Annotated in this window: 14 protein-coding genes and 1 tRNA gene; all 15 read right to left on the reverse strand. The window is 63.9% G+C overall.

Annotated elements, in window-relative coordinates; genetic code table 11:
- Window positions 1-18: 18 nt before the first annotated feature.
- The 15 genes from nuoL to tpiA all read right to left on the reverse strand — a co-directional run bounded on the left by nuoL (window position 19) and on the right by tpiA (window position 13,446).
- Window positions 19-2,205, reverse strand: a complete 2,187-nt coding sequence (nuoL, locus tag ABE424_RS08480) for an NADH-quinone oxidoreductase subunit L (protein WP_346491918.1) — start codon at window positions 2,203-2,205, stop codon at window positions 19-21.
- A 7-nt stretch (window positions 2,206-2,212) separates the two neighbouring features.
- A complete protein-coding gene (gene nuoK, locus ABE424_RS08485) occupies window positions 2,213-2,518 on the reverse strand; it encodes an NADH-quinone oxidoreductase subunit NuoK (protein ID WP_019182685.1) in 306 nt (101 codons plus the stop codon).
- On the reverse strand, window positions 2,515-3,171 hold the full coding sequence (locus tag ABE424_RS08490; RefSeq protein ID WP_121041162.1) for an NADH-quinone oxidoreductase subunit J: 657 nt from the start codon (window positions 3,169-3,171) through the stop codon (window positions 2,515-2,517). Before ABE424_RS08490 ends, nuoK begins: the two co-directional genes overlap by 4 nt.
- A 9-nt stretch (window positions 3,172-3,180) precedes the next feature.
- Window positions 3,181-3,669, reverse strand: coding sequence for an NADH-quinone oxidoreductase subunit NuoI (nuoI, locus tag ABE424_RS08495; protein WP_121038409.1), 489 nt, complete (start codon window positions 3,667-3,669; stop codon window positions 3,181-3,183).
- A 3-nt stretch (window positions 3,670-3,672) separates the two neighbouring features.
- Complete coding sequence (nuoH, locus tag ABE424_RS08500; RefSeq protein WP_121038412.1) at window positions 3,673-4,764, reverse strand: NADH-quinone oxidoreductase subunit NuoH; 1,092 nt, start codon at window positions 4,762-4,764, stop codon at window positions 3,673-3,675.
- Window positions 4,761-6,995, reverse strand: a complete 2,235-nt coding sequence (gene nuoG, locus ABE424_RS08505) for an NADH-quinone oxidoreductase subunit NuoG (protein WP_346491917.1) — start codon at window positions 6,993-6,995, stop codon at window positions 4,761-4,763. Before nuoG ends, nuoH begins: the two co-directional genes overlap by 4 nt.
- The gene (gene nuoF / locus ABE424_RS08510) at window positions 6,992-8,332 is read right to left on the reverse strand and encodes an NADH-quinone oxidoreductase subunit NuoF (protein WP_123730636.1); all 1,341 of its coding nucleotides are present in this window, start codon (window positions 8,330-8,332) and stop codon (window positions 6,992-6,994) included. The genes nuoG and nuoF overlap by 4 nt, the downstream gene beginning before the upstream one ends.
- Window positions 8,333-8,335: 3 nt before the next feature.
- Entirely contained in the window at window positions 8,336-8,863 is a 528-nt protein-coding gene (gene nuoE / locus ABE424_RS08515) for an NADH-quinone oxidoreductase subunit NuoE (RefSeq protein WP_121038421.1), read from the reverse strand.
- Between the two features lie 94 nt (window positions 8,864-8,957).
- Window positions 8,958-10,265 carry an NADH-quinone oxidoreductase subunit D gene (locus tag ABE424_RS08520; protein WP_346489752.1) on the reverse strand — a complete coding sequence of 436 codons (1,308 nt, stop codon included), beginning with the start codon at window positions 10,263-10,265 and terminating at the stop codon, window positions 8,958-8,960.
- Window positions 10,262-11,014, reverse strand: a complete 753-nt coding sequence (locus ABE424_RS08525) for an NADH-quinone oxidoreductase subunit C (protein WP_346489753.1) — start codon at window positions 11,012-11,014, stop codon at window positions 10,262-10,264. The genes ABE424_RS08520 and ABE424_RS08525 overlap by 4 nt, the downstream gene beginning before the upstream one ends.
- A 32-nt stretch (window positions 11,015-11,046) precedes the next feature.
- Complete coding sequence (locus tag ABE424_RS08530; protein WP_019182677.1) at window positions 11,047-11,601, reverse strand: NADH-quinone oxidoreductase subunit B; 555 nt, start codon at window positions 11,599-11,601, stop codon at window positions 11,047-11,049.
- Entirely contained in the window at window positions 11,592-11,948 is a 357-nt protein-coding gene (locus tag ABE424_RS08535; RefSeq protein WP_026069699.1) for an NADH-quinone oxidoreductase subunit A, read from the reverse strand. Before ABE424_RS08535 ends, ABE424_RS08530 begins: the two co-directional genes overlap by 10 nt.
- 112 nt (window positions 11,949-12,060) lie before the next feature.
- Window positions 12,061-12,145 (reverse strand) — tRNA-Leu (locus ABE424_RS08540).
- A gap of 49 nt (window positions 12,146-12,194) precedes the next feature.
- Window positions 12,195-12,635 (reverse strand): preprotein translocase subunit SecG, encoded by a 441-nt coding sequence (gene secG, locus ABE424_RS08545; protein WP_346478101.1) that lies wholly within the window; start codon window positions 12,633-12,635, stop codon window positions 12,195-12,197.
- Window positions 12,636-12,690: 55 nt separating this feature from the next.
- Window positions 12,691-13,446, reverse strand: coding sequence for a triose-phosphate isomerase (gene tpiA, locus ABE424_RS08550; protein ID WP_346478100.1), 756 nt, complete (start codon window positions 13,444-13,446; stop codon window positions 12,691-12,693).
- Between the last annotated feature and the right edge of the window lie 401 nt (window positions 13,447-13,847).

Genomic DNA, 13,847 nt, shown 5'->3' on the forward strand with positions numbered 1-13,847 from the left:
CTTATTCCGTACAGGTCATCAACGCAGGTAATGCATCAGGACGCCCAGGAGGGCAATCAGGCCGATGATCATCGCGAAGGCGTAGTGATAGAGGAAACCGGATTGGGTGCGACGCAGCAGGTTGGCCGCCAGATCGATCAGGCGCGCCGAACCGTTGACCACCACACCATCGACCACATTCGTGTCGATCGCGCGCGAAACCTTGCCGAGCTTGATACCGCCGCCGGCGAAACCGCCGATCCAGAGCTTGTCGAAGCCGTACTTGTTCTCCAGCACCGACACGATCGGCGCGAAGGTCTTGCGGGCCTTGCCGGCCAGTTCCGGCTTCCACAGGTAGAACAGCGCCGCCAGCAGGAAGCCCACCACCGTCAGGATGAAGGCCGGGGCCATCATGCCGTGGATCGCGAAGGCAACCGGGCCGTGGAACTCTTCGGCCAGCGCACCGATGGTGTCACGCGCCGGGACGTAGAAGTCGACGATGCCGGTGAAGAACGAATGCGCCTGGCCCGGAATGGCGGTCTCGGCGTGGTGGCCGGCCCAGTCGGTGCCGTACAGCATCGGACCGATGCTGAAGAAACCGATGACCATCGAGGGGATCGCCAGCAGGATCAGCGGCAGCGTCACCACCCACGGGGTTTCGTGCGGCTCATGCGCGCCATGGCCGTGGCCATGATCGTCATGATGCGCGTCGCCATGGTGGGCATCGGCGGCATGCGCGTCGGCGCCGTGGTGATCGTCATGACCATGATCATCATGCGCGTCGCGGAAGCGCTCCTTGCCATGGAAGGTCAGGAACAGCAGACGGAAGCTGTAGAAGCTGGTCACGACCACGCCACCCAGCACCGCCCAGTACCCGTAGGTCGCCACCCAGCTTGAGGACACATGCGCGTGGTGCTGCGCAGCCTCGATGATGGTGTCCTTGGAGTAGAAGCCGGAGAAGAACGGCGTACCGACCAGGGCCAGCGTACCGATCCACATGGTGACGAAGGTGATCGGCATGTACTTGCGCAGGCCGCCCATCTTCCGCATGTCCTGCTCGTGGTGCATGGCGATGATCACCGAGCCCGCGCCGAGGAACAGCAGCGCCTTGAAGAAGGCGTGGGTCATCAGGTGGAACACGGCCGCCGAGTATGCGGACACGCCCAGGGCGACGGTCATGTAACCCAGCTGGGACAGCGTGGAGTACGCGACGACGCGCTTGATGTCGTTCTGCACGATGCCGATCAGGCCGGTGAAGAACGCGGTGGTGGCACCGATGAACAGCACGAAGTTCAGCGCGGTCTGCGACAGCTCGAACAGCGGCGACATGCGGGTGACCATGAAGATGCCCGCGGTGACCATGGTCGCCGCGTGGATCAGCGCCGAGATCGGGGTCGGGCCTTCCATCGAGTCCGGCAGCCAGACGTGCAGCGGCACCTGGGCCGACTTGCCCATCGCACCAATGAACAGGCAGATGCAGATCACGGTGGCGACCGACCAGATCACCGGCTCGCTCATCACCGGGATGGAGGTGCCGAACAGGTCGATCGTGCCCGACCAGATCTGGATCACCGCATCCGGGTGGCCCAGCACCTGGGCATTGGCGAATACGGTGGCGTAATCGAGGGTGCCGAACACCCACAACACGCCGGCGATGCCGAGGATGAAGCCGAAATCACCGACACGGTTGACCAGGAAGGCCTTCATGTTGGCGAAGATGGCGGTCGGGCGTTTGAACCAGAAGCCGATCAGCAGGTACGAGACGAGGCCCACCGCTTCCCAGCCGAAGAACAGCTGCAGGAAGTTGTTGCTCATCACCAGGGTGAGCATCGAGAAGGTGAACAGCGAGATGTAGCTGAAGAACCGCTGGTAGCCCGGGTCATCCTGCATGTAGCCGATGGTGTACACGTGCACCAGGAAGGACACGAAGGTCACCACGACCATCATCATCGCGGTCAGCTTGTCGACCATGAAGCCGACGTGCGCCGAGTACTGGCCCACTTCGAAGAACGTATAGATGTTCTGGTTGAACGGCTGGGCACCGCCCCACAGCAGCATGTACAGCACGTAGCTGGACAGCACGCAGCTGACCGCCACACCGAGGATGGTGACCGCCTGCGCGCCAGCGCGACCGACCTGACGACCGAACAGGCCGGCGATGATGCTGCCGAACAGCGGTGCGAGCACCACTGCGATCAACAGACTCTTGGAGAGAGTGATTTCCATCTACGGATCAGCCCTTCAGCGAATCGACTTCGCCGACATTGATGGTGCGGCGAGTACGGAACAGGGTTACCAGGATCGCGAGGCCGATGGCGGCCTCGGCCGCGGCCACGGTCAGGATGAAGAAGACGAACAGCTGTCCGGCCGTATCACCCATCTCACGCGAGAACCCGACGAAATTGATGTTGACCGACAGCAGCATCAACTCGATGGACATCAACAGCACGATGATGTTCTTGCGGTTGAGGAAGATGCCGGCGAGGCTGATGCAGAACAGCACCGCGCCCAGCGCCAGAATGTGGCCAAGGGTGATCATGGCTGCGCCTCCTCATTGCTGGACGGCTTGATGTTGGTGTGCACGACCGGCTTCTCGACGTCCATCTTGACGATGCGCAGGCGGTCGCTGCCCTTGACCATGGTCTGCTCGGACGGGTTCTGGGTCTTCAGGCCGGTGCGGCGACGCAGGGTCAGCATCACGGCGGCAACCACGGCCACGGTCAGGATGACGGCGGCGAACTCGAACGGCAGCAGGTATTCGGTGAACAGGCTGCGGGCCAGCCAGGTGATGTTGGAGGTGTCGGCCGCCAGCGCGGCAGCGTTGTCGGCCGGGAACGGATTGACCGCCCTGCCCTTCACGCCGATCAGCACCAGCATCTGCACGAGCATCGTCACCGCCACCACCAGGCCGAGCGGCAGGTAACGCACCCAGCCCTCTCGCAGGTTGGAGGGATCGATGTCCAGCATCATCACCACGAACAGGAACAGCACCATGACCGCGCCGACGTAGACCAGCACCAGCGCGACACCGAGGAACTCGGCCCCGACCAGGATCCAGATGCAGGCTACGGAGAAGAAGGTCAGGATCAGGCACAACACGGCATAGACCGGATTGCGCACGCTGATCACCGCCGCGGCGGAAATGCCCGCCACGATGGAGAAGACCCAGAAACTGATATTTACCCAATCCATCATTCGACCTCAGCGGAAAGCGGCATCGGCGGCGCGACGCTCGGCGATCTCGGCTTCAAGCCGATCACCGATGGCCAGCAGCTGCGGCTTGGTAACGATGTTCTCGCCACGGTTCTCGAAGTGGTACTCGAGAATGTGGGTCTCGACGATCGAGTCCACCGGGCAGCTTTCTTCACAGAAGCCGCAGAAGATGCACTTGAACAGATCGATGTCGTAACGGGTGGTACGGCGGGTGCCGTCCTCGCGCTTGGCCGAATCGATGGTGATCGCCAGCGCCGGGCACACCGCTTCGCACAATTTGCATGCGATGCAGCGTTCCTCACCGTTGGGGTAGCGGCGAAGTGCATGCAGACCGCGGAAACGCGGCGACTGCGGGAACTTCTCCATCGGGTACATCATCGTGTACTTCGGCTTGAAGGCGTACTTCAGGGTCAGCCACAGACCACCGAGCAGCTCAAGGAGCAGCAGGCTTTTGAAGTAATGGGTAATTCGGTTCATCGCTTAGACGCCCTTCTGGATCACGCCGTAAAACACCATCAACGCCGTCACTGCAATCCAGAAGATGGTGAGCGGGATGAAGACCTTCCAGCCCAGACGCATGATCTGGTCGTAACGGAAGCGCGGGAAGCTGGCACGGAACCAGATGTAGGAGCTGGCGAAGAAGAAGACCTTCAGCAGCAGCCACGGCCAGCCGCCCTTCCAGATCCAGTCGATCCACGGCGAGATGTCTGCCGTGATCCAGCCCTGGAGCGGGCTCAGCCAACCACCGAGGAAGAAGATCGAGATCAGGAAGCTGATCAGGATCATGTTCGCGTATTCGGCCAGGAAGAACAGCGCGAACGCACCACCGGAGTATTCGACCATGTGGCCGGCAACGATTTCCGATTCACCTTCCACGACGTCGAACGGCGCGCGGTTGGTCTCGGCGACGCCGGACACCCAGTACACGATGAAGAGCGGGAACAGCGGCAGCAGGAACCAGTCAAACAGACCGGAATTGCCCGCCTGCGCCATCACGATGCTGCTCAGGTTGAGGCTGCCCGAGGCGATCATGACGCCGACCAAGGCAAAGCCCATCGCGATTTCGTAGCTGATCATCTGCGCCGAGGCGCGCATGGCACCGAGGAACGCGTACTTCGAGTTGGAGGCCCAACCGGCCAGGATGATGCCGTACACGCCCAGCGAGGTCATCGCCAGCAGGTACAGCAGGCCGGCGTTGGCGTTGGACAGCACGATCTGCGCGTCGAAGGGAATCACCGACCAGGCCGCGAAGGCCGGGCCCAGCGTGATCAGCGGCGCCAGGATGAACATCGCCTTGTGCGAGCTGCTCGGCTGGATGATTTCCTTGAACAGCAGTTTGAAGACGTCGGCGAAGGCCTGGAAGATGCCCATGCCGACATACATCGGGCCATGGCGCACGTGCATCCAGCCGATCAGCTTACGCTCCCAGACCACGTAGAAGGCCACCGAGATGATCACCGGCATGGCGATCACCAGGATCTTCAGGATGATCCAGAGCAGCGCGCCGATGTCGCCCAGTGACAGCAGCCACTGGTGCAGCGGGTCGACCGCGTTCAACAGCAATTCGTTCATGCACCCACCACCGTTACGCGTGCGGCACCCAGCGGTGCGGTTGCACCGTGGCCCGATTCAATCCAGACCGACCCTGCGGCGACGCGGGCGTCGACCACCACCGGCAAGGTGGCACGGCCGGCATCGGTGCCGACCTTGGCCATCTGGCCTTCCACCAACTGCAGGCGGGCGGCGTCGTCGGCGTTGAGCACGATGCGCGGGGCGTTGTTGAGCGGATGCGACTGCAGCGCCTGGGCGCGACGGACCACCGCATCGGTGCGGTAGATCGCGGCGGTCGAGGTCACTTCCAAGCCCTCGCCCGCGACCGGCGTTGCCGCCGAGGACGAGACGGTGACGCTGACCGGGGCCAGGCTGGCGCGCAGGCCGGCCAGGTCGGTGAACTCGAAACCGGCCAGCGACATCTCGCCGCCCAGTGCACGCAGCACGCGCCAGCCTTCACGCGCCTCGCCCGGCAGCTTGCCGCCGGCACGGGCCGACTGCTCGCGACCATCGAGGTTGGTCAGGGTGGCATCCACTTCCGGCAGTGCGCCGATCGGCAGGATCACGTCGGCGACGTCGCGGGTCGAGGCACAGGCGAACTGGCTGAAAGCCACCACCTGGGCACCGGCCAGCGCCTTGCGGGCAGCAGCGGCGTCGGCGAAATCCAGGCCCGGCTCGATGCCGTAGATGGCATAGGCCTTGCGCGGCTGGGCCAGCATGGCGTTGACGTCCTTGCCGGCCGGCAGCACGCCGGCGCGGGTCAGGCCCACGGCATTGGCGCCCTGCGGGATGCGGCACAGCTTGGCACCGGTCGCGGCGGCGAAATCACGCGCAGCGGCGCGGATCGCGGCGGCCTGCGGGTGGTTTTCGGCGATGCCACCGACGATCAGCACGGCGTTGCTCGCGCCCCTCACGGCGTCACGCAGCTCGGCGTTGCCCAGTGCGTCGATGAAGGCCGACGGGGCGACGATCTGCTTGCTGGCCAGCTTGAAGGCGAAATCGAAGTCCACCGGATTGACGGCGTGGATCTTCGCATTGCGCGTGGTCTGCGCCTTGCGCAGGCGGGCATGCAGCAGCGGCAGCTCGTGGCGGATGTTGCTGCCGAGCACGACGATGCTGTCCGCGCCTTCGATCTCAGCCAAAGGCAGGCCGAACACTTCGGCGGTGGCGGCGTCGGAGAAATCGCGGTTGTTGATGCGGTGATCGATGTTCGTGGTGCCCAGGCCGGTCGCGAGACGGGCCAGCAGTGCGCCCTCCTCGTTCGAGGCCGACGGGTGCACCAGCACGCCGAGGTCGTCACCCTGGTGGGCGGCGAAGATTTCCTTGGCGGCGGCCAGGCCTTCGGCCCAGCTCACTTCCTTCCACTCGCCATTGACCTTGCGCAGCGGCTTGACCGCACGGTCTTCGCTGTACAGGCCCTGGTGCGAATAGCGGTCGCGATCGGACAGCCAGCATTCGTTGACCGACTCGTTGTCGCGCGGCACCACGCGCAGCACTTCGCCGCGACGCACGTGCAGGAACAGGTTCGAGCCCATCGCGTCGTGGTAGCCCAGCGACTCGCGTGCGGTCAGTTCCCACGGACGGGCGCGGAACTGGAACACCTTGTTGGTCAGCGCGCCGACCGGGCAGACGTCGACGACGTTGCCGGACAGCTCGGTGGTCAACGGCTTGCCGTCATAGGTGCCGATCTGCAGGTTCTCACCGCGGTACATGCCACCCAGTTCATAGGTACCGGCAACGTCGGCGGTGAAGCGGACGCAGCGGGTGCACTGGATGCAGCGGGTCATTTCGGTGGCGACCAGCGGACCGATGTCCTCGTCGGGCACCACGCGCTTGCGCTCGTTGAAGCGGCTGACCGAACGGCCGTAGCCCAGCGAAACGTCCTGCAGTTCGCACTCGCCGCCCTGATCGCAGATCGGGCAGTCCAGCGGATGGTTGATCAGCAGGAATTCCATCACCGAGCGCTGGAACTTCAGCGCCTTCTCACTGCGGGTAGCGACCTTCATGCCATCCATGACCGGCGTGGCGCAGGCCGGCGCCGGCTTGGGCGACTTTTCCACGTCGACCAGGCACATGCGGCAGTTCGCGGCGATCGGCAGCTTCTCGTGGTAGCAGAAGCGCGGGATCGGAATGCCGGCCTTATCGGCGGCCTGGATGATCATCGAGCCCTTGGGCACGACCAGAGACTGGCCGTCGATTTCGACGGTCACATGATCCGGTGGCACGCTCGGGTTTACGGGTTGCGCGCTCATGCGGCGGCTGCCTCCACCTTCTTGCCGTCAACCATCGAATGACCGTTGACGATGTAGTACTCGAATTCGTCCCAGAACTGGCGCAGGAAGCCCTGGATGGGCCATGCCGCCGCTTCACCGAACGCACAGATGGTGTGGCCTTCAATCTGGCCGGCCACCGTCTTCAACTGATGCAGGTCTTCCATCGTGGCTTTGCCGGCGACGATGCGCTCCAGCACGCGGTGCATCCAGCCGGTGCCTTCACGGCACGGGGTGCACTGCCCACAGGATTCCTTGTGGAAGAACTGCGAGATGCGGCAGGCGAACTTGACGCAGCAGACGCTGTCATCCAGCACCACGATGGCGCCCGAGCCCAGACCGGTGCCCAGGGCACGCAGGGTGTCGTAGTCCATCTGCAGGCCCTTGAGCTCTTCGGCCTTCAGCACCGGCATCGAGACGCCGCCCGGGACCGCGCCCTTGAGCGTGCGGCCCGGCTTCAGGCCACCGGCCATTTCCAGCAGGTCGTCGAAGGTGGTGCCCAGCGGCACTTCGAAGTTGCCGCCCTTCTGCACGCAACCGGAGACCGAGAAGATCTTCGGACCGCCGTTCTTGGTCAGGCTCAGGCCTGCGAACCATTCCGGGCCGTTGCGGATGATCGCCGGCACCGAGGCATAGGTCTCGGTGTTGTTGATCGTCGACGGCTTGCCGTACAGGCCGAAGTTGGCCGGGAACGGCGGCTTGTAGCGCGGCTGGCCCTTCTTGCCTTCCAGCGATTCCATCAGCGCGGTTTCTTCGCCGCAGATGTACGCGCCGGCGCCCAGCGCACCGTAGATGTCGATGTCCACGCCGCTGCCGAGGATGTCCTTGCCCAGCCAGCCGTTCGCGTAGGCGTCGGCCAGGGCCTGCTCGAAGTTCTCGAACGGCTCGTGGTGGAACTCGCCACGCAGGTAGTTGTAGCCCACGGTCGAGCCGGTGGCGTAGCAGGCGATCGCCATGCCTTCCACGACCGAATGCGGGTTGTAACGCAGGATGTCGCGGTCCTTGCAGGTACCCGGCTCGGATTCATCCGAGTTGCACAGGATGTACTTCTGCATGGTGCCCTTGGGCATGAAGGACCACTTCAGGCCGGTCGGGAAGCCCGCGCCGCCACGGCCGCGCAGGTTGGACTGCTTGACCATCTCGATGACCTGCTCCGGCGAGATCTTCTCTTCGAGGATCTTGCGCAGGGCGGCATAGCCACCGGTCTTGAGGTAGCTCTCATACGACCACGGAGTGTCGTAATGCAGGGTGGTGTAGACCACCTGGTGCGGCAACGGTGCGGGACCGACCGGACCACTGGGTGCGTGATGATGTGCCATGTCTTACTCCAACCCGTCCAGCAGCTCGTCGACTTTCTCGACGGTCAGGCGCTCGTGGTAATGGCCGTTGATGACCATCATCGGCGCACCGGCGCAACCGGCCAGGCATTCTTCTTCGCGCTTGAGGTAGATGCGGCCATCGGCGGTGGACTGACCGGTCTTGCAGCCGAGCTTCTTCTCGGCGTGCGCGACCAGGTCTTCGGCACCGTTCAACCAGCAGCTGATGTTGGTGCAGAAGGCGACGTTGTGGCGGCCGACCTTCTCCAGTTCGAACATCGAGTAGAAGCTGGCGACCTCGTAGGCCCACACCGGCGGCAGGTCCAGGTACTTGGCGACGCCGGCGATCAGCTCGTCGGTCAGCCAGCCTGCGTTCTGTTCCTGTGCGGCGTGCAGGCCCTGCAGGACAGCCGAACGCTTGCGATCCGGCGGGAACTTGGCCAGCCAGTGATCGATGTGCGCACGGGTCTTGTCATTCAAGACCACCATCGGGTCGACGTCGCGCGCCGCCTCGAAATTACCTGTCGCCTTCATCGGCCGACCTCAGCGAATACGAAATCGTTAAAAACCAGAACCTGCAGCGCCGGCAGCAGCCGGCGGGTGTCAGGCATCGTGCAGGCGGATGCGATCACCGGTCCACCTCACCGAACACCAGATCGTAGGTGCCGATCATGGCCACCACGTCGGCGAGCATGTGCCCGCGCACGATCGAGTCGATCGAGGACAGATGGGCGAAGCCCGGCGCGCGCAGGTGCACGCGGAACGGCTTGTTGGCACCATCGGACATCAGGTAGCAGCCGAACTCGCCCTTGGGCGCTTCGACGGCGGCGTAGGTTTCGCCGGCCGGGACGCAGTAGCCTTCACTGAACAGCTTGAAGTGATGGATCAGCGCTTCCATGTCGTCCTTCATGTCTTCGCGGCTCGGCGGCGCGACCTTGAAGTTCTTGACCATGACCGGGCCCGGGTTGGCCTTCAGCCAGGTGACGCACTGCTTGATGATGCGGTTGGATTCGCGCATCTCGGCCACGCGGCACAGGTAACGGTCGTAGCAGTCACCCTCCTTGCCGAGCGGGATGTCGAACTCGACCGCGTCGTACTTGGCATACGGCTGCTTCTTGCGCAGATCCCAGGCAACGCCCGAGCCGCGCAGCATCACGCCGGTCATGCCCCACGCATGGGCCAGTTCCGGGGTGACCACGCCGATGCCGACCGTACGCTGCTTCCAGATACGGTTGTCGGTGAGCAGGGTTTCGTATTCGTCGACGCGCTTGGGGAACTCGACGGTGAAGTTCTCCAGGAAGTCCAGCAGCGAACCTTCGCGCGAGGCGTTGAGGTTCTTCAGGGCCTTGCCCTTGTGCCAGCGCGATTCCTTGTACTTCGGCATGTGGTCCGGCAGGTCGCGGTAGACGCCGCCCGGACGGTAATACGCCGCGTGCATGCGCGCGCCGGAGACCGCTTCGTAGCAGTCCATCAGCTCTTCGCGTTCGCGGAAGGCGTACAACATGACCGCCATCGCGCCCAGATCGAGCGCGTTGGACCCCAGCCACATCAGGTGATTCAGGATGCGGGTGATTTCGTCGAACATGGTGCGGATGTACTGCGCACGCTCCGGCGCCTCGATCCCCATCAGGGTCTCGATCGCGCGCACGTAGGCGTGCTCGTTGCACATCATCGACACGTAATCCAGGCGATCCATGTAGCCGATCGACTGGTTGAACGGCTTGGACTCGGCCAGCTTTTCGGTACCACGGTGCAGCAGACCCACGTGCGGATCGGCACGCATGATGGTTTCGCCGTCCATTTCCAGGATCAGGCGCAGCACACCGTGCGCGGCCGGATGCTGGGGACCGAAGTTCATGGTGTAGTTGCGGATTTCCTGGCGCAGTTCGGCCGGGTTGCTCGCAAAGGCCTGGTGGGCCTGGGTGAATTCGCTCACTTGCTTGCCTCCGACTGCGCGGATTCACCGGCAGCGGTCTGGAAACGGGCGTCGTCACGGATGACACGCGGCACGCCGACGCGCGGCTCGACCGAGGTCACCGGCTCGTAGATCACGCGCTGCTTCTCTTCGTCGTAACGCACTTCAACGTTGCCGATCAGCGGGAAATCCTTGCGGAACGGATGCCCGACGAAACCGTAGTCGGTCAGGATCCGGCGCAGGTCCGGGTGGCCTTCGAAGATCACGCCGAACAGATCGAACGCTTCGCGCTCGAACCAGTTCAGGCCCGGCCAGATGTTGGTCAACGACGCGACCACCGGCAGTTCCTCGTTCGGCGCAAAGCAACGGATGCGCATCGTGAGATTGTGCTGGTAGGAGCGCAGCTGGGCGACCACGGCGAAACGCTGTAGCGGGATCGGCTGCGGCTGGGCGCCATCGCTGGTTTCGCGGGTGGGGAATTCACCCCAGGCGAAACGACCGACGGACTTGCCCTCGACGCCACGGCTGAAGCCCTGGGACGACACATCGGCCGTATCCCATTCGTCGCTGCCATAGCCGAGGTAATCCAGGCCGCACAGGTCAACCGCCTGCTCGAAACCGAATTCGTCGCGCAGCGCCAGAGCGGTGGCATGCCAGTCAGCAGCGGGCACTTCCAGCGTCACTTCGCCGCGGGGTTCGACCACGAAGACCTGCGCACCTGCGAAACGTGCGGAAAGTCGGTCGATGAAGGAAGGTGCTTGCTCTGCCATGGGGGCTTGGCGTGCTCTTGTCAGGAGGGATGTCAGCGGGCGATGGTCTGCGTACGCCAGATCTTCTTCTGCAATTGCAGGATCCCGTACACCAGCGCTTCGGCGGTAGGTGGGCAGCCGGGGACATAGATGTCCACCGGCACGACGCGGTCACAGCCACGCACTACTGCATACGAGTAGTGGTAGTAGCCGCCACCGTTGGCACAGCTGCCCATCGAGATGACCCACTTCGGGTCCGGCATCTGGTCATAGACCTTGCGCAGGGCCGGAGCCATCTTGTTGACCAGGGTGCCGGCCACGATCATCACGTCGGACTGACGCGGCGACGGGCGGAACACCACACCGTAGCGGTCAAGGTCCAGGCGCGCCGCGCCGGCGTGCATCATTTCCACTGCGCAGCAGGCCAGACCAAAGGTCATCGGCCACATCGAACCGGTACGCGCCCAATTCAACAGCGCATCGACGCTGGTGGTCACGTAGCCCTTTTCGAGCAGGGGGTTGTCGCCTTCGGGGCGCAGGATGTCATCGACCCGCCCTTCCGGGACCGGGTTGTTCATCAGGCCGTCGAGCGTCTGAATTACTCCCATTCCAGCGCTCCCTTCTTCCAGACGTAAATGAAACCGAGGAAAAGCATGCCTACGAAGAGGCCCATCGTGACCAGCGAACGCGCGCCCAGTTCCATGAACACCTGGGTCCACGGCACGATGAAGATGATTTCCAGATCAAATACGATGAACTGAATCGCGATCAGGTAGTAGCGCACATCGAACTTCATGCGCGCGTCCTCGAAAGCCTCGAAGCCGCATTCGTACGGCGAGAGCTTTTTCAGATCAGGACGTCGGGGACCGAGGAATCGGCCAACCAGCATCAGCGCAACGCCGATACCAGTGGCAACGATCAGAAACAGCAGAGACGGCAAATATTCGGCCAGCACAGCGATTCTCTCTTGCCTCTGCCGCTGCGCCTGCAGGCGCTTTGGCATGGGGGAGTGGACGGATACCGCTACCTGGCGCTTTGCGCGCCAGACGAACCCGCTTACAAACAAATGGTGCCCAAGAGGGGACTCGAACCCCTACGACTCTCGTCGCTACCACCTCAAGGTAGTGCGTCTACCAATTCCGCCACCTGGGCTTACGATCGCACCGGTTGTTCTCCAGTGCGCCGCATATTGTAACCGTCTTCAGCGAGTCTGGGTGCCTTCCGAAGGCTTTTCTTCACCAGATTTCGGAGTTTCCGCCTGAGCCGGCACAGTGGCCGACGGAACAGGCTGCTGGACCGGGGTTTCCGGGGCCTTCGGCACGGCCGGAAGCTCGCCTGCCGGTGCGGCCGGCGCGGATGCGGCCGGAGCCGACATCAGACCCAGGTCCTGCTGCGCCGCCGGGCGCGAACCATGGCTGGCGTACCAGGCCATGAAGAGGCTGATGCCGAAGAACACCACGGCCAGCCACTTGGTCGACTTGGACAGGAAGTTGGACGCGCCACGCGCGCCGAACACGGTACCCGAGGCGCCGGCACCGAAACCCGACCCTGCGGCCGCGCCGGAACCACGCTGCATCAGGATGAGCGCGATCATGGCCACTGCGACCAGCACGTAGACCACATTGAGGATCAACATCAGCATTTCGAATCCGTCCTCGGACATGTCGTGCCGGCGGTTGGGCCGGCAACATTACTAATTAGCGCCCCGCCGCCGCGGCAGCGATGGCAAGGAAGTCCGCGGCCACCAGCGAGGCGCCGCCCACCAGCCCACCATCGACATCGGGCTGTGCGAACAGTTCCGCGGCGTTGTCAGGCTTCACGCTGCCGCCATAGAGGATCGACAGTGAATCCGCAATTCTAGCATCCAGCTTGGCCACTTCGCCACGGATGAACGCGTGGACCTGCTGGACCTGCTCCTTGGAGGCGGTCCGGCCGGTACCGATGGCCCAGACCGGCTCGTAGGCGACCACGGCCTGGGCAAAGCCGGCGGCGCCGACCAGTTCCAGCACCGGGGCGAGCTGGGCCGCAATGACCGCCTCGGTCTGATCGGCCTCACGCTGCTCGAGGGTTTCGCCCACGCACAGGATGGGCGTCAGGCCGGCATGCAGGGCGGCGGCGAACTTGCGCGCGACCAGTTCACTGCTTTCCGCATGGTACTGGCGGCGCTCGGAGTGACCGACCAGGCCGTAGCGGGCGCCGACTTCGGCCAGCATGGTGGCCGAGACTTCACCGGTGTAGGCGCCCTTTTCGTTGCTGCTGACATCCTGGGAGCCGAAGGCGACGGCGCGGCCTTCGAAGGCTTCGACCAGTTCGCCCAGGTACGGGAGCGGCGGGAGGACCACGACTTCGACGCCCTGCAGCGGGAGGTCGGCAACCAGGTCACTGACCAGGTCGGTGGCGAATTGGCGGCTGCCGTGCAGCTTCCAGTTACCGGCGACGATCTTGCGGCGCATGGCGATGGCTCCTTTGGGTATCAGCCGGCCATGATAACGGATGCAACGAAATGGCGTGGGCGGGAAAACGCTTACATTTCAATTGGATATTTATTTTTCGCTGCGGGCTCGAGTCAAAAGCAACGGCGACGGCAGCGGGAGACGTCCCCGGGCTGGGCGGGCATGGGTGGGTTGGCGGGACACGCCGTAAACCCGTCCATGGGGGCTCGTTATGCGCCATCCATGGCGCAAAACGGTCCCGCCAACCCACCCACGCCCACCCTCTGACAGTGGGTCGGCTTGCATGGGACGGCGACGAAGCGGCGGGGCGGCGTTGAATCTGCCCTGCCCTCCGCCGAGGCAATCTGCCGGGGGCGAGCGCTGCCGTGCCCAGCCGGGACCGTCGGGCGCCATGGATGGCG

The organism is Stenotrophomonas sp. TWI1149 (assembly GCF_039673155.1).
GTDB classification, from domain to species: Bacteria; Pseudomonadota; Gammaproteobacteria; order Xanthomonadales; family Xanthomonadaceae; genus Stenotrophomonas; species Stenotrophomonas maltophilia_AA.

Coding starts and splice junctions, on each gene's coding strand:
- nuoL (WP_346491918.1), bottom strand. CDS start 2,205: ATGGAAATCACTCTCTCCAAGAGTCTGTTGATCGCAGTGGTGCTCGCA.
- nuoK (WP_019182685.1), bottom strand. CDS start 2,518: ATGATCACCCTTGGCCACATTCTGGCGCTGGGCGCGGTGCTGTTCTGC.
- ABE424_RS08490 (WP_121041162.1), bottom strand. CDS start 3,171: ATGGATTGGGTAAATATCAGTTTCTGGGTCTTCTCCATCGTGGCGGGC.
- nuoI (WP_121038409.1), bottom strand. CDS start 3,669: ATGAACCGAATTACCCATTACTTCAAAAGCCTGCTGCTCCTTGAGCTG.
- nuoH (WP_121038412.1), bottom strand. CDS start 4,764: ATGAACGAATTGCTGTTGAACGCGGTCGACCCGCTGCACCAGTGGCTG.
- nuoG (WP_346491917.1), bottom strand. CDS start 6,995: ATGAGCGCGCAACCCGTAAACCCGAGCGTGCCACCGGATCATGTGACC.
- nuoF (WP_123730636.1), bottom strand. CDS start 8,332: ATGGCACATCATCACGCACCCAGTGGTCCGGTCGGTCCCGCACCGTTG.
- nuoE (WP_121038421.1), bottom strand. CDS start 8,863: ATGAAGGCGACAGGTAATTTCGAGGCGGCGCGCGACGTCGACCCGATG.
- ABE424_RS08525 (WP_346489753.1), bottom strand. CDS start 11,014: ATGGCAGAGCAAGCACCTTCCTTCATCGACCGACTTTCCGCACGTTTC.
- ABE424_RS08530 (WP_019182677.1), bottom strand. CDS start 11,601: ATGGGAGTAATTCAGACGCTCGACGGCCTGATGAACAACCCGGTCCCG.
- secG (WP_346478101.1), bottom strand. CDS start 12,635: ATGCTGATGTTGATCCTCAATGTGGTCTACGTGCTGGTCGCAGTGGCC.
- tpiA (WP_346478100.1), bottom strand. CDS start 13,446: ATGCGCCGCAAGATCGTCGCCGGTAACTGGAAGCTGCACGGCAGCCGC.